Origin of the sequence: Sphingopyxis indica, assembly GCF_032879645.1 — a bacterium.
GTDB lineage: Bacteria > Pseudomonadota > Alphaproteobacteria > Sphingomonadales > Sphingomonadaceae > Sphingopyxis > Sphingopyxis indica.
The window spans coordinates 96,980-121,687 of the sequence record NZ_CP076394.1 but is presented as its reverse complement, the minus strand read 5'-3'; the positions used below and the strand labels follow the sequence as shown (position 1 = coordinate 121,687).

The following is a 24,708-nucleotide window of genomic DNA, read 5'->3' as shown; positions in this document are numbered from 1 at the left end:
TTGCATATCCTTAAGGGGGCTCGGATGCCTGTTTCCATTCCATCGCCGCACAAGGTGCTCAAGGTCTTCATACTGGCCCTCCTTCTGAGCCTGTCGGGCATGGCGCGCGCGGAGGGCTCAGAGGTGCGCACGACGTGGCGCCTTCTCGACTACATCGCTGTCGATTACTCCGCAGCGGTGTCGAACGGGCAGGTCATTGACAATTTCGAATATGACGAAATGGTCGAATTTTCTTCGACCGTCGGCGAACAAGTAGCCGCGCTTCCCGATGCTTCGGCCAAACCCGGTCTAATCGCGATGTCTGTGGACCTGCGTCAGGCGATTGAGAAGAAAGCTTCGGTCGAGCGCGTTTCCCGGCTGGCCCGTGCCTTGGGTGGATCGCTGTTGGAGGCGTACCCGGTTCCGCTGGCTCCCCGAAGCCCGCCCGATTTGTCTCGCGCATCGACACTCTTTTCCCAGAACTGCGCCTCGTGTCACGGTGCATCGGGCCGTTCCCCTCCGGCAGCCAGCATGACGCTCGAGCCTCCTCCGATCGATTTCACCGATGCCGACCGAGCGCGCCAGCGCAGCATTTTCGGTCTCTATCAGGTCATAACACAGGGCCTTGAGGGCACGTCGATGCCCAGCTTTGCTGGACTTTCGGAAGCCGATCGCTGGGCCCTCGCATTCTATGCAGGCGGCATTGCATTCGAGGATCTCGAACGGGGGGAGAAAATCTGGCGCGAAGATGACCGGGTGCGGCGTCTGATACCCGATCTCGAGACACTTGCGGCCATCACGCCCGCAGAGCTCGCCGACGCGATCGGAGAGAACCGGGCATTGGCCGTCATGGCATACCTGCGATCAAATCCCGGAGTTGTCAGCCAGAGAAGCGAGAACGGCTCGCTCGATCTTGCGCGGCAGACCCTGCAGCAAAGTCTCGCCGCCTACGAGCGGGGCGAACGCGCAGAGGCGCGCCGACTAGCTCTGTCGGCCTATCTTGACGGCTTCGAACCGGTCGAGGGTATTCTCGCGACGCGCGATGGTGATCTCATGCGGCAGATCGAGCAAGCGCTCAGCCAATATCGTTCAGATATCGAGCGCAACGTGCCTGTCTCGCGATTGCGCGAACGACACGCTTTCGCCGCGAGCCTGCTTGAGCAAGCGGATGTCGCTCTCGCGCCCGAAGCAGCCAGCGACATCTCCACTTTTCTGGGTGCCTTCACGATCCTGCTGCGCGAGGGGATAGAGGCACTTCTCGTGGTGATTGCCATGATCGCCTTCGTTCGCAAATCGGATCGCGGCGAAGTAATCGCCTACGTTCATGGCGGCTGGATCGCCGCGCTGCTGGCAGGCGTCGCCACCTGGGTGGCCGCGACCTACTTCGTCGCTATTAGCGGAGCGAGCCGCGAGCTCACCGAAGGATTCGGTGCGCTGTTGGCGGCGGTCATCCTCATTTCCGTCGGGATCTGGATGCACGGCAAGAGCCAGGCAGATGAATGGCGACGCTATATTCAGCAAAGGATGGGGAAGGCTCTTTCCAGGCGATCAGCATGGTTTCTCTTCGGGCTCGCTTTTGTCGTAGTCTATCGCGAAGCCTTCGAGACGATCCTGTTCTATGCCGCCCTCTGGACCCCTGATAGCAGTTCGGTGATACTTGCAGGGGCGGTGTCGGCTCTCGCCGTCCTGTCGGCTCTTGCATGGTTCATGCTCCGCTACAGCCGCAAGCTGCCGATCACGCAATTCTTCAAGTACAGCGCGATACTGATCGCAGTCCTCGCGATCATCCTGGCCGGCAAGGGTGTGGGCGCGTTCCAGGAAGCGGGCACGATCTCCATGACCGCGGTGTCGGGACTTCCCCGCCTGCCCGATCTCGGGTTCTTTCCCACCGTGGAAACGCTCGCCGCTCAGCTGGTAGCCTTCCTCGCTTTGGTGCTTGGATTTCGCTACGGTAATCGTCACCACCGCTCACAGTAGCGGGGCATCTCGAACTTGCTCTAATTGTTCGGGAGACGCTCCTTCGGTCCGACGCCTATTCTGCGGACCAGCCACAGGGTCGCAGTAGGGACAATGACCCACATGAGCATAGGAACAAGTCCAATATGCGTTCCTGGCAGCAGGGGCATGAGATCGCTGTAGGTCCAGCCCCAGTCGGCCCCGACCGCGAGAACCTCGACGCTCGCAGTGATGACAAGACCTGTCGCGAGGTATGCACTAAACCGTCCCGCGGGCCAGCGCACCAGCCATGGGGAATACGAGTTGCCGATGGAGCCCACGAGATAGGCCGCGACCATGATACCGGCATCGCCGAGCGATGCGAGGCCGCAGCGGTATGCGGCCTGCGCGGGCGTCAGGCCGCCCGCCTCGTAGAACGGCAATTGTAGCATCTCCCAGACGAACGCGATCAGAAACCCGATCACCGAAATCCAAACCAATGGATGTGCGCCGCGCCATGGTTCACCGCTCGGATTAGCGCTCGTTCCATGCGATCGCGTGGCGACATCCGTGCGTTCGTCTTTTCGGTCAGTACACCTCACGCGTCGAACCTTGGGAGCGATAGGCCTCTAAGCCTCAGCGCATTGCCGATAACGGAGACCGACGACAAACTCATTGCCGCGGCTGCGATCATCGGGCTGAGGAGCATGCCAGTCCAAGGATAAAGGACGCCGGCGGCCACGGGAATCCCGAGCGTGTTGTAAGCGAAGGCGAAGAACAGGTTCTGGCGGATATTGCGCATCGTGGCCCGGGACAGGACCAGCGCTTGAACAACGCCAAGCAGATCACCGCGGACCAGTGTCACGCCCGCGCTTTCGATGGCGACATCGGTCCCGGATCCCATTGCAATTCCGACGTGCGAAGCGGCGAGCGCAGGGGCGTCGTTGATCCCATCGCCGGCCATGGCGACACGGCTGCCGCCGCTCTTCAACTCCTCAATCTTGCGATGCTTGTCTTCTGGCGAGACGTTCGCCTCGACCTCATCGATGCCGACCTGTTCGGCAACCGCGAGGGCGGTAGCCTCGCTGTCGCCGGTCAGCATCACGACCTTGATGCCTCGCTCGTGCAACGCGGTAATGGCAGTGTGGCTCGTTTCCTTGATCGGGTCGGCGACCGCGATGAGGCCCGCCGGCGCTCCGTCCACTGCCACGAACATCACCGTTTGGCCCAGCTGTCGACCTTCTTCCGCAGACTGCCGCCAGGTTTCCTCTAGGGCGCCGATGCGCTTCATCATTTTTTCGTTGCCGATCGCGATATTGCGACCCTCGACGCTTGCTTGGATGCCTTCGCCGGTGACGGATTCGATATTCGCGGCATCCAGAATGGCTGCTCCGCGGTTTTCAGCACCCTCGACTATCGCATGCGCGAGCGGGTGCTCGCTTCCGCGTTCGACCGCCGCCACCAGGCTGAGCAATTCGCCGTCGGTGAAGCCGGAGCGGGGTTGCACATCGACCAGATCCGGTTTCCCGAGCGTCAGCGTGCCGGTCTTGTCGACCACCAGTGTATCGATCTTTTCGAGGGTTTCGAGTGCCTCGGCATTCTTGATAAGGATCCCGTGCTGGGCACCTTTGCCCGTGCCGGTCATTATCGACATCGGCGTCGCCAGTCCGAGGGCGCAGGGACAGGCGATGATCAGAACGGCGATCGCGTTTATCAATGCGTATGCCAGAGCCGGCGCAGGCCCCCACACCGCCCAGACACCGAAACTGACGATGGCCACCAGAACAACGATGGGTACGAACCAGGCAGTAACCTGATCGGCGAGACGCTGGATCGGCGCCCGGCTGCGCTGCGCCTCCGCCACCATCTGGACAATTTTGGATAGCATCGTATCCGCGCCAACCTGCGTCGCGCGCATGGTGAAACTGCCGGTCTGGTTCACCGTACCGCCGATTACCGTATCGCCGGCATTTTTCTTGACCGGGATGGGCTCGCCACTGATCATCGATTCGTCGATGGCGCTGCTGCCTTCCTCGACGCTGCCATCAACCGGAACCTTGTCACCTGGGCGGACGCGCAGGAGATCGCCCGAACTCAATTCGTCGAGCGGCACTTCTCGCTCGTCGCCGCGGGCGAAAATCTTCATCGCTGTTGGAGGTGCTAGCTCCAGCAGGGCGCGTAGCGCGCTCGAAGTAGACCCCCTCGCCTTGAGCTCCAGCACCTGGCCCAACAGTACCAGTGTGGTAATGACCGCGGCGGCTTCGAAATAGACGCCGACGCGGCCCGCATCATCGCGAAACGCATCGGGAAAGATGTCCGGCACGAGCGTCGCCACCACGCTGAAAAAATAGGCGATCGCTACGCCAAACCCGATCAGGGTGAACATGTTGAGATTCATCGTGCGGACCGACTGCACCGCACGCGTGAAAAAAGGCCAGCCGCCCCACAGAACGACCGGAGAGGCAAGCACCAGCTGCAGCCACTGTGCCCAGGCCGGGTCGATGACCCCGTGGAATGGTCTCGAGGGCAAAAGGTCGCCCATGGCATACGCAAACAGCGGAAGCGTGAAGAGCGCGCTCCACCAGAACCTGCGACTCATGTCGACGAGTTCGGGATCCGGCCCGTCGTCAAGGCTGACTGTCTCCGGTTCGAGCGCCATCCCGCAAATGGGACAGGACCCCGGTCCGGGCTGTCTGATTTCGGGATGCATGGGGCAGGTATAGATCGTGCCTTCAGGTACATCTTCTACGGCGTCGAGGTGAGCCTTCGAGAGATAGAGTTCGGGATCGGCGCGGAATTTGTCGAGACAGCGCGAGGAGCAGAAGTAATGTTCGGCTCCCTCATGCTCATGCGTATATTTCGCCGTCTTCATAGCGACGTTCATTCCGCATACGGGATCGACCGCCGTTTCGTTCGGGACAGCGGTCTGCGTGCCTGTGACAGATTTATCAGTCATGTATTCTTCCCGTTTCGAAAGCGCCTATTGAAATACTATGCTCTGGCTGCACTTGTTCCGAACCGTCCAAGGCCTCGACCACGACCACTTCGCGCCGCCGTATGGTCTTCTACGTTCTGAGGTATTTGAGCAGTGCCAGGATCCCAAGGATCATAAGTGTCAGGAGCAGGACCCAGAAGAGGCCCATCGCCCACATCATCATGGGGGCATCCATCATGCTGTTTCCGGTCATCATCTCGCGCTCCTTTCTGACGGATATTGATTTAAACAATCCGGGTTGAAGTGCGCCGCACCGTCCTTCGGTGCGGCGCTTCTCGATTCACTGCTTGGCGATTGCGGTGAGCTCTCCGCTCCCGCCTTCTGTAGTCCGGAACTCGAAAGTCACGCGGTCGCCGACCGACACCTTGCCGAGGCTTTCCTCATCGGCGGCGAAAGCCATGGTCATGGCCGGCCATCCCACCGCGGGGATAGGGCCGTGATCAATCGTGATCTTTCCTTCGGTCTCGTCAATCTCGGTCACCGAGCCTTCGCCGCTGCCAGACTGGCCCACCTCCGCATTGTCCATCATCGGCATATCGTCTGACATCGGCATGCTGTCCGCGTTGGACATTTCGTCGGCCATCATCGTTTCTGCCGGTTCGCTCGCATCCTCGGCGCTATCGCAAGCCGCCAACGCCAGCGGAGCTGCGAGCAGGATCATGTAGGTTGGGGTACGCATTCTTCGTCTCCTTCGGTTTGTGCCGGTTTTTCCGGACGGGGCCGCCGCAACAGCAGATATGCGGCGGGAAGCAAAAACATCGACAGAAGCGGGGCAGTTATCATACCCCCTATCATCGGTGCGGCGATCCGGCTCATCACTTCCGAACCTGCACCGGTGCCGATCAGGATCGGGAAGAGGCCAGCAAGAATGACCGCCACCGTCATCGCCTTGGGTCGCACGCGCAGGAGCGCGCCTTCCCGGATGGCTTCGTCCACTTCTTCAGCGCTGAGGGTACCTTGCCGCCGCTCCAGCGCGGCTTTCAGGTAGATCAGCATCACCACACCGAACTCGGCCGAGACACCGGCGAGCGCGATGAAGCCGACCGCTGTCGCCACGGACTGGTTGTAGCCCATCAGATAGAGCAGCCAATAACCACCGCTGAGCGCGAAAGGCAGGGTGCCCATGATGAGCATCGCCTCATCCACTCTCCTGAATATGAGATAGAGCAGCAGGAATATGATCACCAGTGTCGCGGGCACCACGATCTGCAACCGCTCATAAGCGCGTGTCAGATATTCGAACTGGCCCGCATATGAGAGGCTGACACCGGCGGGCAGATCGACACCCGCAGCAACCGCCTCCTGGAGATCGGCCACCACCGAGGTGAGATCCCGGCCCCGGACATCGACATAGATGTAGCTGGTCAGCCGGCCCTGTTCGCTCTTAAGCATGGGCGGACCGTCGCTGACCCCCACCCGGGCTACGGTTCCAAGCGTGATCTGCTGGCCAGACGGCGTGAGGACCGGCAAGGCTCTAAGCTCATCGACGCTATCGCGGATTTCGCGCGGATACCTCACATTGATGGGATAGCGCGCGAGGCCCTCGACCGTCCGGGCGACATTGGCACCGCCGACCGCGCCGGAGACTATCTGCTGCACGTCGGTTATGTTGAGCCCATATCGCGCAGCGGCCATCCGATCGATATCGACATCGACATAGCGGCCACCCGACAGGCGTTCCGCCAATGCCGAGCTGACCCCGGGGACCGTCTTGGCCACACCTTCCACCTCGAGCGCCACGCGTTCGATCTGCTCAAGGTCGTCGCCTGAAACCTTCACCCCGATCGGACTCTTGATGCCGGTCGCGAGCATGTCGATCCGGTTGCGGATCGGGGGCACCCAGACATTGGCGAGGCCCGGCACCCGCACGACCCGGTCGAGTTCCTCGACGAGCAGATCGGGCGTCATTCCCTCGCGCCACTCCTCGCGCGGCTTGAAACGGATCGTCGTTTCGAACATCGTCAGGGGGGCCGGATCCGTCGCCGTATCCGCACGGCCCGCCTTGCCGAACACGGTTTCCACTTCCGGGACCGACTTGATCAGGCGATCGGTGCGCTGCAGCAGCGCCGAAGCCTCGCCGGGCGAAAGCCCGGGCAATGCGCTCGGCATGTAAAGCAAATCGCCCTCATCGAGCGGGGGGAGAAACTCGCCGCCAAGCCTGGTGAAGGGAATCGCGGTGGTCAGGAAGATCACCGCCGCGATCGCCAGCGTTGCCTTGGGGCGCCGCATGACCCAATCGAGTCCCGGGCGGTAGATTTTCGTCAGCCAGCGGTTGAGAAAATTGGAATCCTCCGAAGGGATCTTCCCACGGATCAGCCATCCCATCATCACCGGTACCAGCGTTACCGAGAGAATGGCGGCTGCCGCCATGGCATAGGTCTTGGTAAAAGCGAGCGGCGCGAACAACCGACCTTCCTGCGCCTGCAGGGTGAAGACCGGCAGGAATGACAGCGTAATGATCAGCAGGCTGAAGAACAGCGCTGGTCCCACTTCCTTCGATGCATCGGCGATGATCCTCCACCGTTCCTTTACCGCGAGCACGGTATCCGGGTTTTCGTGCTCCCATCGTTCGAGATGCTTGTGGGCGTTCTCGATCATCACCACCGCGGAATCGACCATCGCCCCGATCGCGATGGCGATGCCACCCAGCGACATGATATTGGCGTTCACTCCCTGAAAGCGCATCACGATGAAAGCGGCCAGCACACCCAGCGGCAAGGTGATGATGGCGACCAGGGCGGAGCGCGCGTGCCAGAGGAACAGCCCGCAAACGAGCGCAACCACGATGAATTCCTCGATCAGCTTGTGGGTCAGATTCTCCACTGAGGCGTCGATAAGCTGTGAACGGTCGTAGGTCGTGACGATCTCGACGCCTTCGGGCAGGCTCGCCTGCAACTCGTCGAGTTTTTGCTCCACGGCCTGGATCGCGCTTCGCGCATCCGCTCCCTGGCGCAGAACGATGATGCCGCCGGCAACCTCACCTTCACCATTGAGCTCGGCGATGCCACGCCGCAGTTCAGGGCCGACCTGGATCGTCGCTACGTCGCCAAGCGTGACCGGAACGCCGCCGCTCGCGGTACGTAAAGGGATTTGCCGAAAATCATTGAGGTCGCCGAGATAGCCCGAGGCGCGAACCATATATTCGGCTTCGCCCATCTCGACGATCGAGCCGCCCGCTTCCTGGTTGGCAGACTGGATGGCGCTCACGATCTCGGCGTGGGTCACGCCGAGCGAGGCCATCCGGTAAGGTTCGAGCACCACCTGGTACTGCTTGACCATACCGCCGACGCTCGCGACTTCGGCAATGCCGGGGATCGTCTTGAGCTCGTAGCGCAGGAACCAGTCCTGCAGGCTGCGTAGCCCGGCAAGGTCATGACCGCCGGTGCGATCGACCAGCGCGTACTCGTAAATCCAGCCGACCCCCGTGGCATCTGGACCCAGCGTGCTCGTCACACCATCGGGCAGGCGGTTCTGCACCTGGTTGAGATACTCGAGCACGCGCGAGCGCGCCCAGTAGAGGTCGGTTCCGTCCTCGAAGATGATATAGACATAGCTGTCGCCAAACATCGAGTAACCGCGGACGGTTTTCGCCCCCGGCACCGAGAGCATGGTCGTTGCCAGCGGATAGGTAACCTGGTCCTCGACGATCCGGGGGGCTTGCCCCGGATAGTTGGACCGGACCACAACTTGGACGTCGGAAAGATCGGGCAGCGCGTCGACCGGCGTCGTGCGCACTGCCCAGAAACCGCCTAGCGTTACCGCGATGGCCGCCAGAACGATGAACAAGCGGTTGGCGATCGAGGCATCGATTATCCGAGCAATCATTGTCCGGCCCTCCCGATGGTCTCGATCCGGGGGCCCTCATCCTCCTGGATGAAGGTGAAACGGACTCTGTCTCCCTTCTCGAGCCCGCGCATCTGCGCCGCGCTCTTCGTGCGGAAGGTCATCGTCATGGCTGGCCAGTCGAGCCGCGGGACGGGCCCGTGGCGCAGCGTTACCGAGCCATCGGCGATTTTCTCGATTGTTCCAATCGCACTGAAAGTCGTTGCTTCGTCTTCATCTGCCTGCTCGCGGCTGACCTGTTCAATCGGGCGGACATCGAGCCCGGCCAGGCTTGCCTCGGAATCGAGCAGGAACTGACCCGATGTCACGACCTGTTCGCCGGCGGAAAGTCCGGCCAGCACTTCGGTCCTTCCACCCGCTTCGCGGCCGATCCGAACCTCGGCGGGCATGAAACCGCCCTCGTCCTGCCTCACCATTACGATGGTTCGACGTCCGGTCCTGATAACCGCTTCGGACGGTACCAGCAGCGCGCGGCGTGTGTCCGGGGTCAGCGAAACCTGCGCGAACATGCCCGGTTTGAGGCGTCCGGATGCGTTGGGCAGCTGCGCACGAACGGTGATCGTCCGGCTCGCATCCTGTGCACTCGGCAGGATGGCGATAATGCGCCCCGCGAACCGTTCGTCGGGAAACGCGGTCAGGTTCGCGCTGACAGGCTGGCCAACCCGTACATTCGCAGCCTGCGTTTCAGGCACCGCGGCTTCCAGCCAGATCGGCGAGAAACCGGTGATCTCAGCGAGCGTCTGTCCGGCCATGACCGTCATTCCCGGACGCACGCCGAGCGATGTGATCGCCCCGCCGATCGGCGCGGTAACAGTGATCGTCGAATGCGGTCGTCCGCTGCGTCCCACCGACGAGATCAGGCCTGGAGACATGCCCAGAAGGCGCATGCGCTCGCGCATCGCCTGCGCAAGTTCTTCATCACCGCTATTCAGGACGGCCAGATATTCCTGCTGCGCTCCGCCCCATTCGGGAACCAGGATATCCGCAAGCGGCGCGCCCCGTCCAATCACGTCATCCGGCGCACGACCGTAAGTCCTTTGAACATAGCCCCCGGCGCGGGGCTGGACGATCGCGACGTCGCGTTCATTATAAGCGAGCACGCCAGTGACGGTTATCTCGGGCTCGAGAAGACCGTACTCTGCTTCGGCGGTGCGAATGCCAAAATTCTGGACCAAGCCCGCGTCGATCTGAACGCCAGCGGTCGCCTCCTCGCCTGCACATTTGGGCACCAGTTCCATGTCCATGAACGGCGATTTGCCCGGTTCGTCGAAGTGCTGTCCGGGGACCATCGGGTCGTACCAGTAGAGGACATCCTCGCATTCTGCGCCCGACGTTCCGCTGCTCTCGGCCGTTCCTGCGCCATCTTGGCCAAGCTGCGAGAGGCCATATCCGGCGGTAACACTGATGAGGGCAACCGTGGCTGCCATCGTCCAAGACTTCTGGCGTGGTGACAATCTGTCCCACGCAGCTCCCATTGCGGCTCTCATAGATGGTGTTCCCTGTATGTCAGTCGTAGGTTGGCGGCAGCTTCGACAGTCGCTTCCTCGCGTTCGAGAATATCGATGCGAAGCAGCGCCAGCGCCTTGATGGCTTCGATCACGTCGAGCAGTTCCGCTCTGCCCGCCGCAAAGCTGGCTCGTTCGAGTTCGGCTCGGCTTTCGGCCAATGGAAGCAACTCCTCCGTCGCGCGCTGCCATTGTCGGAAGGCGCTGCGCCACGCGGCCAGATCAGCCTCGAATTGCGCCTCGAGCGCGCGCAGCTCGTCGAGCTGCGCCTCACGTGCCGCAGCCGCTTCCGACCGCGCCGCAGCAATGCGTGGCTCCTGCCTTTTCTTGCTGAACAGCGGCAAGGTGACCGTCCCCATAACCGAAAACAAATCACCATATTGGCGCTCCCTGACGCCGTAACTGACCCCGACGCTGAAATCCGGGCGCAAGTCCGACCGCGCGAGGTCGATTGCCGCGTCAGCCTGACGGACTTGAGCTGCCGCCAGAATAATCTCCGGGTTGTATTCCAGCGTAGCCCGCAGCCGCTCGGCTTGGATATCGACCGGTGGAATTTCGCCCGAAGCGACCGCATTCTCGGCGCCAATAAATCGGCCGAGACGAGCCTGCGCGGCTTCGCGCTCTGCCGCGATCCGCGTCCGCGCGTCTTCCACTTCAAGGACGGCTCGGCGGATCTCCAGACTTTCGCCAGGCCGTGCAGTACCCGCCGCAACCGAACTGCGCGCAAGGGGTACGAGGCGTTCGATCTCGTCTAGTGCTTCGCCAACGACCAGATCCGCGCGCTGGGCATAGGCAAGCGAGATCCACGCGCGTCCAGCGCCCAGTCGTGCCATGTGCCGCGCATGAGCCAGTTGGGCCGAAGCAAAATCGATATCCGCAGAAGCGATGCCCGCACGGGCACGCCGTTCGGCAAGGTTGGGAAAGTCCTGCTCGATCCCGATCTCGACCATGGTCATCATCGTGGGATCGAGAATGTCCGGCCCCGTCACCGGGAGGTTACGAATGCCGCCGCGCAATTGCGGATCGGGCAGTTCGTCAGCCGCCTCGGCGATCTCTCGCCGGGCGTCGAGCCGTAGTTCGCTGGTGCGAACCTGGGGCTGGCCGCTGACCGCAGCCTCTAGAGTTTCTTCATAGCCCACCGATTGGGCGTGACTCGCCGGCGCGATAGCCAGCAGGACCGGAAGCGCGGTCCAGCATATTCGTTTCATGACAGTAGGATTCCGCTAAAGGGCGCGGCGAGCGCGCGTTCGAGACAGTTCGCGCACATCCTTCGCGCGCGCAAAATGTCCAGCCATAGCCTGCAGAGCTATATCTGCATCAATTCCAGGTTTCTAGGCTTGCGGAGGGGGCGGTTCCGGCCCTGCGCCGGTGCCAGTCAACTCGAAGAAAGCGAGATCGGTAAACTGGCTAGCGACCGCCAGCGGTACCCTCACAACCGCGAGGTCTTGAGTCATGACAAGCGGCGGAATGCAGCCAAGGGCAACCAGGCAATCGAGCCGCAGGTCGGCGCACGGCGATCTTTCAGCCTCGTCGTCGGTGGTGTCCATGACCATGTCGTTGCAATTGCGCTCGACCATGCTCGGCTCCTGGGGAAGCGCCGACGCATGAGCTGCCGTTTGAACAAAGAGTCCAACGCCAACCAAGATAAGGCCGAGAGCGCGCAGCATCCGCATCATCCCACAATACGGAAACGAGCCGTCACCGGCAAGCGCAGGTTTGCCGCCACCGCGCGGCGCCCCATCGTTCTATCCTGGCGGACTATCGTCATAGCGTTTGCATTGGCCTTATAACAGAAGGGTCCTGCCCCGCAGGTTCATGCGGGGCAGGTGGGGGGACTGGTTGAAGCGTCAGACATACTGGAACTCAGGCTTCAGCCTGCTTCGCCTTGCGCCATCTGCTCGCGCTTCTTTTTCATCATTTCATTGCAGTTACGCATCATTTCCATCATTTCGGCGCGCATCTCCGGATCGTTCATCATGGCCATCATGCCGGACATCTCCCTCTCGCTCATATCGCCTTGCGTTCCGCCCCGCATTTCTGCGCGCTGCTGCTCCTGCGTGTTTTGGGCTCTGTCGGGACGGTGATCGACCTTGGGTTGCGCGACGGCCGTCGTTGCGAGGCCAACCGTCGCGAGCGCACCGAGTGCGGTCATCTTAAAAGTGTTCATATGATCTTTCCTTTCAAATTATTGATGCCTTGGGCTTCGCTCCGTCCTTTATTCTTCGGCGCACGAGCGAATTCGGCACGGGTTTTCAGGATCCGGTCGACGTTCCGCTCTTGCGCATGCACACGGCGACCATTGCCAGGCAGGGCAGTACATAAAGAAACGGAAGAATCGCTGCGAAGCCCAACCACATCGAGCCAAGCGCCAGCGCGGCCAATGCCAAAACGACACCAAGGGCGAGCATCCACTTGCGCTGTCGGCCTTTACCGGCAGAACAGAGGCCTTCCGCATCGGTATTGGAGCGCGCGGAAGTGGCGGTGACCGGCACCAAGGCTCGGGACGACGGAATAGTCATGTCTTATCCTTCATCGAATCAACCGATACACACAAAATAGGGCTTCCCATCATTGGAAGGTCAAGGGAATTTGACGGAATTATTCGACTCTGAGCCAGTCGGCTTGCGTTCCTATCATTGGAAGGTTAGAGCGCCCGCATGAAACATTCACACACGATTGGCGAGGCGGCCGCAGCGAGCGGGGTTTCTGCCAAGATGATCCGACATTATGAAAAGATCGGTTTGATTGAGGCGGCGGACCGGACCGATGCCGGCTACCGCCTCTACACTCCGGCGGATATTCATACGCTCCGGTTTGTGCGACGCGCCCGCAATCTAGGCTTCTCGGTCGACGATATTTCCGAGCTGCTCGATTTATGGAAAAACGACACCCGAGCGAGCAAGGACGTGCGCCGAGTGGCCGATGGCCATCTTTCGGCCTTGCGGTCGAAGGCTGCAGAAATCCATTCTATGATAGACGCGCTCGAACATCTTTTCGAGAATTGTACGAATGACGAACGTCCCGACTGTCCCATCCTCAAGGACCTCGCTGACGATGCCAATCCGGCTCGTCCCAAGGACGTTGGTCACAAGTTTGGCTTCGAGCGCGTTTGCTAGGCTTCGGACGGTGCTCAGTATCGCGCAAAGACGCTCGTGGCACCATCCGCTCTTACGCCCGTAATCGTCCACGTGCCTGTCTTGGCACCGCCCATGCCCGGCGAACCTGCAGGCATGCCGGGAAGCGTGATGCCTGAAATCCGCGGGCGTTCCTCCAGCAGGCGGTCAACGCTGTCGGCCGGCACATGTCCATCGACGAAGTAGCCGCCGATGAGCATTGTATGACACCCTTCGAGCCCGGCGGGCACACCCTGGCGTTCCTTGATTAGGGCGAGGTCGTGGGTCGCGACCATCTTCACCTCATATCCGCTGGCTTCGAGATAGTCGCCGTAGCTTTCACAGCAACTACACTGAGGGTTCTTGAAGATCGTGGCAAATGGTCTTGCTTCCTGTGCCGCCGCTGCCGAGGGCAGCAGCGCGAGGGCCGAAAACGACATCAAGACCTTGGGTAACAAACGCATCAGTTTTCCTTTCTTTCAGTTAACTCGAATGGTGGCCATCATTCCTGCGGCCTGGTGTTCGAGAATATGGCAATGGAACATCCAGTCGCCCGGGTTGTCCGCTACGAATGCGATCTCGACGCGCTCTTCGGGCGCCATGAGGACGGTGTCCTGCCACTCTTGATATCGTGTCGGCTGTCCATTGCGCGACAAGACGCGGAAACTGTGGCCATGCAGATGGATCGGGTGCCACCACGCAGTCTCATTGGTCATGTCGAGGAGAAGCGTGGTTCCTCGCGCGGCGGAAATAATCGGATCGTGAACATGGCCGCTCGCCGAAACACCGTTGACGGTCCAGCCCATCATTCCTCCGGACATCATTCCCGAACCTCCCATCCGCCCCATCATCATGCCGGAGCCGGTTCGTTGCCCGTTCCTCGCGTCAGAGCCGCTGGCTGTTCGCCCCATCATGCCCATCATCCCGCCACCGAATATGATCCGGTGACGCTCGGCCGTTGCCAGTTCGGGTTCGGCGAGAGGGTTAGGGGGCAGCGGCGCTGGATCGGGCAGACGTCTTTCCCTGACCTCTTTGCCCTGACACTCGAATGTGGTGAGTTCGTATTCCAGTCCATCATAGAACAGATCGAGCAGTGAATGCCGGGTCCCGGCGGGATAATCGAAATCGACGATCAGATCCGCCCTCATTGCCGGCCCGAGAAGCAGGGGCGCGCTTAAACGGTGGGGCTCGACGGGTTGGCCGTCGAGCGCGACGACCATCGGTTCGAGCTCACCGAAATCGAGCCCGAAGATCCGAGCATTGGCTGCGTTCACGAGTCTCAGTCTGATCCTCTCGTTGGGCCGCGCAACGAGCGGTTGCCGGGATTTTCCGCTAATCGTAATGGTGTTGCCGATCCGACCAGCCATCATCGCATCATGCCGACTGCCGAAACCACCGCTGATCTTCCCCCGATCATCGAGCCGCCAGTCGTCGAGCATCCAGACGAGGTCGCGATCGACCTGCGGCGGATCTGCCTCTTCGATAATGAGCGGTCCGTAGAGGCCGCGACCGACCTGCTCGAAGCTGCGCTGATGGGGATGGTACCAGAAAGTGCCCGCATCCTCCGGCGTAAAGGCATATCTGAACCTTTCGCCGGGCTCCACGGGGGGCTGGGTGAGGTGGGGAACGCCATCCATCGCGTTGGGAACACGAACGCCGTGCCAATGGATGGTTGTTTCCTCATCCAGAGCGTTTTCCAGCAGGACCTCGAAGGCCTCTCCCTGCCCAACCCTGAGAGCAGGACCCGGTACCGAGCCATTGTAACCCCACACCGGTATTTGAAAGGCTTTGTCGATAAGTGGCGCGCTGGTCGTTCCGGCCTTGAGGACGCGGCGACCGGCGGTTGTGCTGGCACCCACCGGAGTTCCACCTCCGGCTCCCAGAACGGCGGCCAATCCGCCGCCAATGGCCAGAGCACCGGAACCGGCGAGGACCGCGCGGCGCGTCAATCGTGATTCTTTTGATTGCATAGAGAGCATCTCCGCAGCGGCAGATTTAGGTTCGACCCACAATGTAGTCCTTCCCATCATGGGAAGGTCAAGACGGCCCATTGGACATCAGCCGTTAAAGGCACGGAAGACCCCGAAACTTCTCTGTATGAAGGACGCGCAGGCAGGTGCAGGACAATTATCCTCCACCCCGAAATTTCACGCCTAACGTTCGCCGGGTCCAGCGCCGTTTCTCTTGATATGGGTATTCAGAGTTGGCGCTCGGTCCAGGTCCTGTTAGCTTCTTGGCTGCTGCGATTTCTTGGCCAGCTCTTTCCAACGACGGGGGCGTGGCAGCAGCATTGGAACCTTGCGCATATAAGCGCGATACTCGTCGCCAAATTTACGGATCATGCCGCGTTCTTCCTTGCGCGCGAGAAGATAGTAGGCGAGCACGATGACCGGGAAGAGAACGACCGAAAAGATTGTCGGCCAATGAATGACGCCTTCTCCGAACAGGGCGAGAAACAACCCGGTATACTGCGGGTGCCGTACGAAACGATATAGTCCATCGGTGACAAGCCGTTCGTCGTGACGCGCCCTATAGACCGCGCGCCATCCGTGAATGAACATTCCCACGCCGATGAAGGCTAGCGAGTAGCCTATCAGCATCGAGACAAACATCCCGGTTTCGCCCAGACCCACGAGTGTAGACCACAGATTGGCGCTGACATATTCCCGATCAATGAGGATCAGCGTGCAATAGGCACCCCCTTCGTGGGGTGATCGGCGTGCAAAAAGGACCCCTTCATCCCGGGGATTTAGTCGGCCGACTGGTTTTGATCAGTTGGCGAGAACGGGATGTTGATCGTGGAGACAGTGGTTCGGATTCGGCGTGAGCATGCAGCGGGGAAGGCGATCAAGGCGATCGCGCGCGACCTTCGTTTGTCGCGGAAGGTAGTCCGCAAGGCGATCCGGTCGCCGGAGGCGGCGTTCAACTATCAGCGCAAAGTCCAGCCGCTGCCGCGGATCGGTCCTTATCAGGATCGTCTCGATGCGCTGCTTGAGGAGAACGAAGGTCGCGGCCGCCGCGATCGGCTACGGATGACGCGTATCCATGACCTGCTGGTGCGCGAGGGGTTCGATGGATCCTATGATGCGGTGCGCCGCTATGCGGCGCGCTGGCGTGCTGCGCGGCGGAAGGATGCTGGCGAAGGCGCACCGGCGTTCATCCCGATGACCTTCCAGCCGGGTGAGGCCTACCAGTTCGACTGGAGCCACGAGGATGTGGAGATCGCCGGCAAGCCGATGCGGGTGAAGGTGGCGCATATGCGTCTCTGCGACTCGCGCGCACCTTATGTCCGGGCTTATCCGCGCGAGGGCCAGGAGATGCTGTTCGATGCCCATGCCCGGGCGTTCGCTTTCTTCGGGGGTGTGCCGCGACGCGGTATCTACGATAATATGAAGACGGCGGTGACGGCCGTGTTCACCGGCAAGGAACGTGTGTTCAACCGCCGCTTCCTGATCATGACCGATCATTACATGGTCGAGCCGACCGCCTGCTCGCCGGCGGCGGGATGGGAGAAGGGCCAGGTCGAGCAGCAGGTCCAGACGATCCGAGGCCGCTTCTTCCAGCCGCGGCTCCGGTTCGCCAGCTTGGCTGAGCTCAACGGGTGGCTCGAGGCCGAGTGCCGGCGCTGGGCCGAGCATCATGCCCATCCCGAACGCGGGGATATCACCGTCGCCGAGGCGCTGGATATGGAGCGACCGGCCTTGCAGCCGATCCTGGCACCGTTCGACGGCTTCCATGAGAGCGAGCATGCGGTCACCGGCACCTGCCTCATCAGCTTCGATCGCAACCGCTACTCGGTCATGTCGACGGCCGCACGCCGGACCGTTCAGGTGCGCTCCTATGCCGATCGCATCGTCATACGCTGCGGCGATGCGCTCGTCGGGGAGCATGAGCGCCACTTCGGTCGGAACCGCACGATATACGATCCCTGGCATTATCTGCCGGTCCTCGCGCACAAGCCCGGCGCGCTGCGTAACGGCGCACCGTTCCAGGACTGGGATCTGCCGCCCGCCCTGCACCGATTACGGCGAAGGCTGGGCACCGGGGACGAGGCCGATCGCAGGTTCGTGCGGGTCCTCTCGGCGGTGCTCACCGATGGCCTGGAGCCGGTAGAGGCTGCCGTGCGCGAAGCGCTGGCGAGTGGAACGGCCAGCGACGAGCTGATCCTCAACATCCTCTCCCGGCGCCGCGAGCCGGCGACACCCCACAGCATCGTCACTTCGGAAGACCGGATGCTGCGGCATCCTCCGCTCGCCGACTGTGCCCGCTATGATCTGCTGCGAGGCTATGATGCAGCGGCATGATATGATCGACACGATGCGCGGCCTCGGACTCAAGGGCATGGCGGCGGCGTTCGACGAGGCGGTCACCACCGGCCTCCAGCGCAAGCGCACCACCATGGAGATACTGACCGATCTGCTCCGCGCCGAGGCGACCCACCGGGATGCAGCCTCCATCCGCTATCGGATGACGGCTGCGAGGCTGCCCGTGGTGAAGGACCTGGAGCGGTTCAGCTTCGAGGGCACGCCGATCAATGAGGAGATGATCCGGTCCCTTCATGACGGCTCCTTCCTCCCGCCTCGCCGCAATATCGTGCTGGTCGGCGGCACGGGGACAGGCAAGACCCACCTCGCCATCGCGATCACCGCCAATGTCGTGCGAAGTGGCGCTCGCGCCCGCTACTTCAACACCGTCGATCTGGTGACACGCCTCGAAGAGGAGACCCGGATCGGCAAGGGCGGGACCTTGGCGGCGCAGCTGTCGCGGCTCGACCTGATCGTGCTCGACGAGCTCGGTTATCTGCCGTTCGCCCGCTCGGGAGGGCAGTTGCTGTTCCACCTCATCAGCAAGCTTTATGAGCGGACCAGCGTCATCATCACCACGAACCTCGCCTTCGGCGAATGGCCGACCGTGTTCGGCGATCCCAAGATGACCACGGCGCTGCTCGACCGCGTCACCCACCACTGCGATATCGTCGAGACGGGCAACGACAGCTGGCGCTTCAAAAACCGCAGCTGACAGCCACCTTCGGCGCCTTCAAAAATCTATCTTGCGCTGCGCGCGCCTCCGGTCGGGCTACGCCCGCCCTCCGCCGCACGCAGCGCAAGGCCATCTTCAACAAACCAGCATCATATTATCCGAAAAGGGGGTCCCTCTTCGACGCCGATCGGGGGTCCCTTTTGAACGCCGTTTGACACCTGGAGCAAGGTCGGCCCCGATGGTGAGTTGGCGCACCTGGTTGGTGCGATTGATCTGGGTCGGGCCGGCGCCGAAGCCGATCTCGGCCACGACCGACAGCGGCACCGTTCCCCCGTTCCGGGTCGGAACTGGCATATTGCGGAGCGTATCGAGCCGCTCGCGCGCGCTTTCCGCAAGCGCGACGCGGACGGGGATTTGCCGGTCGGACAGCGAGAATTTCGCGCTATTCTGGTCGATCTCGCCAAGCGTCGCGACGCGGATCGACTGGCTGAGAGCCTGGGTGGTGACGCCAAGCTGCGCGGCGAGCGCGAAGCGCGGGCGAATGACGATCTCGGGACGCTGAAGATTGCCCTCGACGCGCGGCGAGCGGATTTCCTTAACCTTGGCCATTTCGGCAAGCAGCCGGTTGCCGACATCTTCGAGCTTCTTCGGGTCGTCGCTGCCGAGCGTGATCGAGATGTCCCGGCTGCTCCCGCCACCGCCGCCATGCTGCGACTGGAAGTTGATGCGAGCATCGGGAACCGCAGCCAGCCGCGGCGCGCGATCCTTTTCGAACTCGGTGGAGGTGAGCTCGCGGTCCTTGCGCAATTTCAGATACACTGTCGCTGTGCCGACATCGATCCGCGACAAGGCGGACTCGACGAGCGAATCGCGCTTCATGAGATCGGTCACCTCGTCGGCCACCGCCTCGGTCTGTTCGAGCGTTGCCCCCGGTGCGAGCTGGATGGCGACGCGGCTCGTGTCGGAATCGATCGAAGGCTGGAAGGTCATCGGCAGCAACGAGAAGCTGAAGATGGTCGCGAAGAGCGCAAGTACCCCGATACCGACGACCCAGAGCCGGTGATCCTTGAGATAGGCGAGCCATTTCCAGCGACCGCCTCGGGCGCGGGCGGCGTCGGCGGCCCGGGTATCGAGGCTCCAGCGCAGGACGCGCATATAGGTGTCGATAAGTGGGCCTTCGCCATGCTTCTGCGGACCCTGCGCGGCAAGAAAATACGCCGCGAGCATCGGCGTGATCAGGCGCGCGACCGCGAGGCTCATCAGCACCGCCGCGACGACGGTCAGCCCGAAATTCTTGAAATATTGCCCGGCTACCCCCGGCATCAGCCCGACGGGCAAGAAGACCGCGACGATCGTCATGGTGGTCGCGAGCACCGCAAGGCCGATCTCATCGGCGGCGTCAATCGAAGCCTGATAAGCCGATTTGCCCATCCGCATGTGGCGCACGATATTCTCGATCTCGACGATCGCGTCGTCGACCAGCACGCCGGCAACGAGGCTGAGCGCGAGCAGCGTCATCATGTTGAGCGAGAAGCCCATCAGGTCCATGAAGAGGAAGGTCGGGACCGCCGAGAGCGGGATCGCGAGCGCCGAGATCAAGGTGGCGCGCCAGTCGCGCAGGAAGAGGAAGACGACGACGACCGCGAGAATCGCGCCCTCGACCATCGCGTTGATCGCCGAATGATATTGGCCCTTGGTATATTCGATATCGCTGAACAGCTCGGTGAATTTGACCTTGGGGTTTTCCTTCTCGAGCTTGCGCAGCTCCTCGACCGCCGCGTCATAGACGGTGACATCGGAGGCACCCTTCGCGCGCTCGAACCCGAAGGTCAGCACCTGCCGTCCGTCCTGCTTAGAGACTGAGCGCTGCTCGGCATAGAGATCCTTGACCTCAGCGATGTCCGCGAGGCGCACGGTGCGGTTGGTGCCGACCGAAATGAGGGTTTCGCCGAGCGCGTTTGCGCTGCTCGCATTGCCGAGGATGCGCACCGCCTGCTCCGATCCAGCGACCTCCATCCGGCCGCCCGCAGCGTTGACGTTGAGCTGGACGAGCTGGGTGTTCACCGCGGCGGCGGTGAGGCCATAGGCGCGCATGCGTTCGGGGTTGAGGATGACGCGGATTTCGCGGCTCACGCCGCCCCGTCGATACGCGTCGCCCATGCCGGGGACGGCGATCAGCCGCTTGGCGACGACATTATCGACATACCAGCTCAACTCTTCGAGCGTCATATCGGTGGCCGAAGCCGACCAATAGGCAAGCGTGTTGCCCGAGGTCGACAGGCGGATGACCTGCGGTTCGAGGATGCCGTTCGGGAGGTTGCTGCGGATCTGGGTGATCTTGTCGCGGATGTCGGTGACCGCGCGGTCGATCGGCGTCCCGATCGCGAACTGGACGAAGGTCTGCGACTGGCCCTCGGTGACGGTCGAGTTGAGCTCGTCGATCCCTTCGATCGTGCGCACCGCGGCCTCGACGCGCTGGGTGACCTGCGTTTCGAGTTCGGTGGGTGCGGCGCCCGGCTGCGCGATGATGACGATCGCCCCCGGAAAATCGATGTCGGGATCGCTCTGCACCCCCATCATGAGGAAGGAGACGATTCCCGCCACGGTCAGACCGAAGAACATGACGAGCGGCGGGATCGGATTCCGGATGGACCAGGCCGAGATATTCTTGAAGTTCATCCGCTCTCCCCTTTCCGGTCTCGCCTCGCCGCCGCGCCGGCCTCTCAGGCCGCGCTGCGGTCGCGATAGGCGAGCAGCCGCAGCGCGTTGGCGACCACGACCAATGTCGAGCCCTCATGCGCGGCCACCGCGGGGCCGATGCCCAGCCCGAGGATGGTTGCCGGCACGAGCACGACGACGACGCCGAGGCTCACCACGAGATTCTGGCGGATGATCCGCCGCGTCTGCCGGCTGAGCCCGATGGCGAAGGGCAGATGGGCAAGATCGTCGGCCATGAGCGCGACATCGGCGGTTTCTAGGGCGACGTCCGACCCCGCGGCGCCCATGGCTATGCCGACGGTTGCGATCGCCATCGCGGGCGCGTCATTGACCCCGTCGCCCACCATCGCGACCGGCTGCTCGGCCTTGAGATCGCGTATGGCGTCGACCTTCTGATCGGGCATCAGGTCGCCCCACGCCTCGTCGATCCCGACTTCGGCCGCGATCGATTCCGCTACTTTCTGATGATCGCCCGAGATCATGATCATCCGTCCGATACCGAGCTCGCGGAGCTTGGCGATCGCCGTGCGCGCCGCCTCGCGCGGCGTGTCCATCAAGCCGATCGCACCCAGGTCGCGGTCGCCCATACGGACCACCATCGTCGTGCGTCCCTGCTCGCGGAGGCCGGCAATCGCCGTCGCCACTTCGTCGCCGATCGGCGCGATGCCGTCGGCGCCGAACATCTCGGCTTTGCCGATCAGGACGGTTTCGCCCTCGACCTTGGCGGTGACGCCGCGCCCCGTGAGGCTGTTGAGATCGTCCGCAACCGGCACGCGCGCCGAGGTCAGCATGGCCTCGCCATCGCGCACGATCGCGGCGGCAAGCGGATGGTCGCTGAGCCGCTCGACCGCGACCGCGATGCGGAGCAACTCTTCCTTGGGCACAGCAGTGGAGGGCACGACATCGGTGATGCGCGGCTTGCCCTCGGTGAGCGTGCCCGTCTTGTCGAAGGCGAGCGCGGTCAGCGAGCCGAGATTCTCGAGCGGACCGCCCCCCTTGACGAGCACGCCACCCCGCGCGGCGCGCGCGACGCCCGACAGGACGGCGCTCGGCGTCGCAATCGCGAGCGCGCAGGGGCTTGCCGCGACGAGGACCGCCATGGCGCGGTAGAAGCTGTCGCGGAAAGACTCGTCGACGACGACCCAGGCGAAGAGCAGGACGAACACGAGCGCGAGCACGCTCGGCACGAAGATGCGCTCGAACTTGTCGGTGAAGCGCTGGGTCGGCGATTTCTGCGTCTCCGCCTCGCTCACCATTTTTACAACTTTCGCGAGCGTGGTATCGGCGGCGAGGCGCGTGACCGCGATCTCGATCGCGCCATGACCATTGATCGTGCCTGCAAACACGCGGTATTTTGCATCCAAGCCATCGGGTTTGGCCGCCGCCAAGGCCCGGTCCGCGACCGGCTCCTTGTCGACCGGCACGCTTTCGCCTGTGACGGGAGCCTGATTGACCGCGGTGCGGCCAACGGTCACGAAGCCGTCGGCCGGGAGCCGCTCGTTGGGCTTGACCACGACCGTATCGCCGATCTGCAGGAGTTCGACCGACACTTCGCGGGTGCTACCATCGGCGCTCTTCAAGATCGCGGTCTGCGGCGCGAGCTCCGCCAGCGCCTCGATCGCACGTTTTGCCCGGCCCATGGCATAATGCTCGAGTGCATGGCCAAGACTGAAGAGGAAGAGCAGCAACGCGCCTTCCGCCCAAGCACCCAGGGCCGCCGCGCCCGCCGCGGCAACGAGCATCAGCGTGTCGATCTCGAAGCGCTTGAGCTTCAGATTCTCGATCGCTTCGCGGACGGTGAACCAACCGCCGAAGCCATAAGCGGCAAGATAGAAGCTGAAACTTACCCATTCGCGAGCGACGTCGAACTTCTCGATGGTGAAACCGATGCCAAGAACGAGACCGCAGAGCAGAGCGAAAATCAACTCGGTGCGCTCGCCAAATATGCCCCCATGATCGTGACCATGATCATGGTCGTCGGAGCCTTTGTGGCCATGCTTGTGGTCGGACCCGTGGGCATGATCAGGGCCATGATCATGGCCATCATCACCATGCTCGTGGCCGGCTTGTGCCGGGACAGCCGCGGCGACGGCAGCCGATTTCCGGGTAACGCCCATATCCGAAAGCACCATTCTAATCGTTTCGATGGAGGTCTCCGAGCGCTGGAACTCGGCGCGCAGCGTCCCCGCCGCGCCGACTTCGGCCTCGATGACGCCCGGAATTTCGCGAAGCCGAAGCCCGACCGTCCGCGCGCGCCGCGTGTGGCCGACGCCTTCGAGATCGTCCCAGAAGAGATGCTGATATTGGCCGGTGAGCTCGGCGCCGGCGCTACGCGCCAGCTGCCGCACCCGTTCGAGCGGAAGGATATCCGGCCGATAATGAATGCAGAGCTGCGGTGGCGAGCCGTCGCTGGTGCGGATCACATGGACCTTGTCGACCCCCTCGCGTCCTTCGAGCTCACTCGTAAGGCGCGCGACGCAGCGGTCGGCAGTATCGGCGACCTCGGGGAGAAGAAGCGGAATATCGAGCCGCAGCTGATCACTCATGATGCAATCCTTTTTTCCATCTGATCCGGGAGGGTCAGGCAATGTCCGGCCCTCCCGGAAGGATGAGGTGCGGGAGTCTTGGTGGGACGCGACCCACTCCCGCACCTCCTTGACCGCCAGTGACCCTCGACCGGGTGGCGGGGGCAAGGAGCCAAGGGCTCCCGGCGGCCAAGATCTCATTGTCCCTCAAGCGCGCCGCCCGCGAGGCCGGGCGTATCGGGACTGAACCGTCGTGCGACGGAGTTGCTGTTCAAGCGCCGTGTTAGAGCGCTTGAGAAAAACGCTGCAAACCCGTCGAAGAACGGGGTATCCGAGCCACGAAAAGAGACCCGCGCATTCGATACGATGCGTAACCTCCACCCCCTGCCCAAGCTTTTCGAGCCGGTAGCTTTCCTCAATGACGAGCAGCCCGCGCGTACCTGTCCGCCACGAGAAACCGGTCAGCCAGTCGAGAGCGGTGATGCGCCCCTCGGAGGCAAATTCCGGACCCCGCTTGCCGCGCGGTGAATAGACATAGCCCAGTCGCTCGTCGTCGCCCGAGCGGTCGGTGAACCGCAGCGTCGGGTGCCAGTCGCCATATCGGTCGATATCGACGAGAAGACGCCAGACGCGACCGATCGGAACTGGCAAGCGGAGCGAGGTGCCTACCGAGAACATCGGAGACCTCCTCGCTCGCGCAAGCTGGTCCGCGACGCAGGCCGGGGGCCTGCGCCGCGGTGGAAACCGGCAAGTTGCCGGTCAGCTCTGAACATCGGGAGGCTCCGCAGCGGATTTGCCGCCGAGGATATCTACCGCTTCGAGGGTGATGAGCCCGATATCGGGTATCTCCCCCAGTTGCGCCGCGAAATCGCGGAGCCGCTGCTCTTCGTCGATGATCTCGATCACGACCGCCCGGTCATTCTCCAGCGCGTGGCGGCGATGGAGATGCGCCGAGCGACCGAAGCCGAGCACCGCCTCAAGGACAGTTACGCCCGCGAGCTTCTGCTGCCGCGCAAGTTCCGCGATGAATTCGAAGGCTCGCCGGTCGCCGAAGAATGCGGATTCGTCAGTGTAGATGCGCAAGAGCTTGGATGCTTTTGTCATGACATTATCTC

Annotated in this window: 20 protein-coding genes and 1 pseudogene; 4 read left to right on the top strand and 17 right to left on the bottom strand. The window is 62.4% G+C overall.

Annotated elements, in window-relative coordinates; genetic code table 11:
• The first annotated feature begins 24 nt into the window (after window positions 1-24).
• Window positions 25-1,956 carry a cytochrome c/FTR1 family iron permease gene (locus KNJ79_RS00605; protein WP_202389008.1) on the top strand — a complete coding sequence of 644 codons (1,932 nt, stop codon included), beginning with the start codon at window positions 25-27 and terminating at the stop codon, window positions 1,954-1,956.
• A gap of 20 nt (window positions 1,957-1,976) precedes the next feature.
• Here KNJ79_RS00605 and KNJ79_RS00600 read toward each other — a convergent pair whose 3' ends face one another.
• From KNJ79_RS00600 to KNJ79_RS00555, 10 genes are all read right to left on the bottom strand, one after another.
• On the bottom strand, window positions 1,977-2,399 hold the full coding sequence (locus tag KNJ79_RS00600) for a hypothetical protein (RefSeq protein WP_251104431.1): 423 nt from the start codon (window positions 2,397-2,399) through the stop codon (window positions 1,977-1,979).
• Between the two features lie 113 nt (window positions 2,400-2,512).
• The gene (locus KNJ79_RS00595; RefSeq protein WP_317152387.1) at window positions 2,513-4,870 is read right to left on the bottom strand and encodes a heavy metal translocating P-type ATPase; all 2,358 of its coding nucleotides are present in this window, start codon (window positions 4,868-4,870) and stop codon (window positions 2,513-2,515) included.
• 109 nt (window positions 4,871-4,979) lie between these two features.
• On the bottom strand, window positions 4,980-5,105 hold the full coding sequence (locus tag KNJ79_RS00590) for a hypothetical protein (protein ID WP_255351904.1): 126 nt from the start codon (window positions 5,103-5,105) through the stop codon (window positions 4,980-4,982).
• Window positions 5,106-5,189: 84 nt separating this feature from the next.
• On the bottom strand, window positions 5,190-5,588 hold the full coding sequence (locus KNJ79_RS00585) for a copper-binding protein (RefSeq protein WP_237486934.1): 399 nt from the start codon (window positions 5,586-5,588) through the stop codon (window positions 5,190-5,192).
• Complete coding sequence (locus KNJ79_RS00580; protein ID WP_317152386.1) at window positions 5,567-8,734, bottom strand: efflux RND transporter permease subunit; 3,168 nt, start codon at window positions 8,732-8,734, stop codon at window positions 5,567-5,569. The genes KNJ79_RS00585 and KNJ79_RS00580 overlap by 22 nt, the downstream gene beginning before the upstream one ends.
• Window positions 8,731-10,227 carry an efflux RND transporter periplasmic adaptor subunit gene (locus tag KNJ79_RS00575; protein ID WP_160733282.1) on the bottom strand — a complete coding sequence of 499 codons (1,497 nt, stop codon included), beginning with the start codon at window positions 10,225-10,227 and terminating at the stop codon, window positions 8,731-8,733. Before KNJ79_RS00575 ends, KNJ79_RS00580 begins: the two co-directional genes overlap by 4 nt.
• A gap of 8 nt (window positions 10,228-10,235) precedes the next feature.
• Entirely contained in the window at window positions 10,236-11,465 is a 1,230-nt protein-coding gene (locus KNJ79_RS00570) for a TolC family protein (protein WP_241554626.1), read from the bottom strand.
• A gap of 123 nt (window positions 11,466-11,588) precedes the next feature.
• Window positions 11,589-11,834: a hypothetical protein gene (locus tag KNJ79_RS00565; protein ID WP_179407719.1), complete on the bottom strand. Its 246-nt coding sequence runs from the start codon at window positions 11,832-11,834 to the stop codon at window positions 11,589-11,591.
• 293 nt (window positions 11,835-12,127) lie between these two features.
• Entirely contained in the window at window positions 12,128-12,424 is a 297-nt protein-coding gene (locus KNJ79_RS00560) for a hypothetical protein (RefSeq protein ID WP_317152385.1), read from the bottom strand.
• An 85-nt stretch (window positions 12,425-12,509) separates the two neighbouring features.
• Window positions 12,510-12,776 (bottom strand): hypothetical protein, encoded by a 267-nt coding sequence (locus KNJ79_RS00555; RefSeq protein ID WP_317152384.1) that lies wholly within the window; start codon window positions 12,774-12,776, stop codon window positions 12,510-12,512.
• Between the two features lie 138 nt (window positions 12,777-12,914).
• On the opposite strand from KNJ79_RS00555, the gene KNJ79_RS00550 reads away from it, so the two are divergent.
• A complete protein-coding gene (locus KNJ79_RS00550; RefSeq protein ID WP_317152383.1) occupies window positions 12,915-13,373 on the top strand; it encodes a Cu(I)-responsive transcriptional regulator in 459 nt (152 codons plus the stop codon).
• A gap of 14 nt (window positions 13,374-13,387) precedes the next feature.
• Here KNJ79_RS00550 and KNJ79_RS00545 read toward each other — a convergent pair whose 3' ends face one another.
• From KNJ79_RS00545 to KNJ79_RS00535, 3 genes are all read right to left on the bottom strand, one after another.
• Window positions 13,388-13,834 (bottom strand): DUF411 domain-containing protein, encoded by a 447-nt coding sequence (locus KNJ79_RS00545; RefSeq protein ID WP_054527531.1) that lies wholly within the window; start codon window positions 13,832-13,834, stop codon window positions 13,388-13,390.
• Window positions 13,835-13,849: 15 nt separating this feature from the next.
• Window positions 13,850-15,382: a multicopper oxidase family protein gene (locus tag KNJ79_RS00540; RefSeq protein WP_317152382.1), complete on the bottom strand. Its 1,533-nt coding sequence runs from the start codon at window positions 15,380-15,382 to the stop codon at window positions 13,850-13,852.
• 213 nt (window positions 15,383-15,595) lie between these two features.
• Entirely contained in the window at window positions 15,596-16,003 is a 408-nt protein-coding gene (locus KNJ79_RS00535) for a methyltransferase family protein (protein WP_317152381.1), read from the bottom strand.
• A 156-nt stretch (window positions 16,004-16,159) separates the two neighbouring features.
• Here KNJ79_RS00535 and istA point away from each other — a divergent pair, with 156 nt between their 5' ends.
• Entirely contained in the window at window positions 16,160-17,674 is a 1,515-nt protein-coding gene (istA, locus tag KNJ79_RS00530; protein ID WP_317152380.1) for an IS21 family transposase, read from the top strand.
• Window positions 17,661-18,389, top strand: coding sequence for an IS21-like element helper ATPase IstB (gene istB, locus KNJ79_RS00525; protein WP_317153878.1), 729 nt, complete (start codon window positions 17,661-17,663; stop codon window positions 18,387-18,389). The genes istA and istB overlap by 14 nt, the downstream gene beginning before the upstream one ends.
• Window positions 18,390-18,563: 174 nt before the next feature.
• On the opposite strand, the pseudogene KNJ79_RS00520 reads toward istB, so the two are convergent.
• From KNJ79_RS00520 to KNJ79_RS00505, 4 genes and pseudogenes are all read right to left on the bottom strand, one after another.
• A pseudogene (locus KNJ79_RS00520) lies at window positions 18,564-21,029 on the bottom strand (efflux RND transporter permease subunit); the annotation flags it as partial.
• Between the two features lie 44 nt (window positions 21,030-21,073).
• Window positions 21,074-23,614, bottom strand: a complete 2,541-nt coding sequence (locus tag KNJ79_RS00515) for a heavy metal translocating P-type ATPase (RefSeq protein WP_067179758.1) — start codon at window positions 23,612-23,614, stop codon at window positions 21,074-21,076.
• Between the two features lie 186 nt (window positions 23,615-23,800).
• Complete coding sequence (locus KNJ79_RS00510) at window positions 23,801-24,271, bottom strand: SRPBCC family protein (protein ID WP_067179755.1); 471 nt, start codon at window positions 24,269-24,271, stop codon at window positions 23,801-23,803.
• An 81-nt stretch (window positions 24,272-24,352) separates the two neighbouring features.
• Entirely contained in the window at window positions 24,353-24,697 is a 345-nt protein-coding gene (locus KNJ79_RS00505) for a DUF190 domain-containing protein (RefSeq protein WP_067179753.1), read from the bottom strand.
• Window positions 24,698-24,708 lie beyond the last annotated feature (11 nt).

What these genes read in the sequence shown, in the direction of transcription:
- KNJ79_RS00605 (WP_202389008.1), top strand. Translation starts at nt 25, where the DNA reads ATGCCTGTTTCCATTCCATCGCCGCACAAGGTGCTCAAGGTCTTCATA.
- KNJ79_RS00595 (WP_317152387.1), bottom strand. Translation starts at nt 4,870, where the DNA reads ATGACTGATAAATCTGTCACAGGCACGCAGACCGCTGTCCCGAACGAA.
- KNJ79_RS00590 (WP_255351904.1), bottom strand. Translation starts at nt 5,105, where the DNA reads ATGATGACCGGAAACAGCATGATGGATGCCCCCATGATGATGTGGGCG.
- KNJ79_RS00585 (WP_237486934.1), bottom strand. Translation starts at nt 5,588, where the DNA reads ATGCGTACCCCAACCTACATGATCCTGCTCGCAGCTCCGCTGGCGTTG.
- KNJ79_RS00580 (WP_317152386.1), bottom strand. Translation starts at nt 8,734, where the DNA reads ATGATTGCTCGGATAATCGATGCCTCGATCGCCAACCGCTTGTTCATC.
- KNJ79_RS00575 (WP_160733282.1), bottom strand. Translation starts at nt 10,227, where the DNA reads ATGGGAGCTGCGTGGGACAGATTGTCACCACGCCAGAAGTCTTGGACG.
- KNJ79_RS00570 (WP_241554626.1), bottom strand. Translation starts at nt 11,465, where the DNA reads ATGAAACGAATATGCTGGACCGCGCTTCCGGTCCTGCTGGCTATCGCG.
- KNJ79_RS00565 (WP_179407719.1), bottom strand. Translation starts at nt 11,834, where the DNA reads ATGGTCGAGCGCAATTGCAACGACATGGTCATGGACACCACCGACGAC.
- KNJ79_RS00560 (WP_317152385.1), bottom strand. Translation starts at nt 12,424, where the DNA reads ATGAACACTTTTAAGATGACCGCACTCGGTGCGCTCGCGACGGTTGGC.
- KNJ79_RS00555 (WP_317152384.1), bottom strand. Translation starts at nt 12,776, where the DNA reads ATGACTATTCCGTCGTCCCGAGCCTTGGTGCCGGTCACCGCCACTTCC.
- KNJ79_RS00550 (WP_317152383.1), top strand. Translation starts at nt 12,915, where the DNA reads ATGAAACATTCACACACGATTGGCGAGGCGGCCGCAGCGAGCGGGGTT.
- KNJ79_RS00545 (WP_054527531.1), bottom strand. Translation starts at nt 13,834, where the DNA reads ATGCGTTTGTTACCCAAGGTCTTGATGTCGTTTTCGGCCCTCGCGCTG.
- istA (WP_317152380.1), top strand. Translation starts at nt 16,160, where the DNA reads ATGTTGATCGTGGAGACAGTGGTTCGGATTCGGCGTGAGCATGCAGCG.
- istB (WP_317153878.1), top strand. Translation starts at nt 17,661, where the DNA reads ATGCAGCGGCATGATATGATCGACACGATGCGCGGCCTCGGACTCAAG.
- KNJ79_RS00515 (WP_067179758.1), bottom strand. Translation starts at nt 23,614, where the DNA reads ATGAGTGATCAGCTGCGGCTCGATATTCCGCTTCTTCTCCCCGAGGTC.
- KNJ79_RS00510 (WP_067179755.1), bottom strand. Translation starts at nt 24,271, where the DNA reads ATGTTCTCGGTAGGCACCTCGCTCCGCTTGCCAGTTCCGATCGGTCGC.
- KNJ79_RS00505 (WP_067179753.1), bottom strand. Translation starts at nt 24,697, where the DNA reads ATGACAAAAGCATCCAAGCTCTTGCGCATCTACACTGACGAATCCGCA.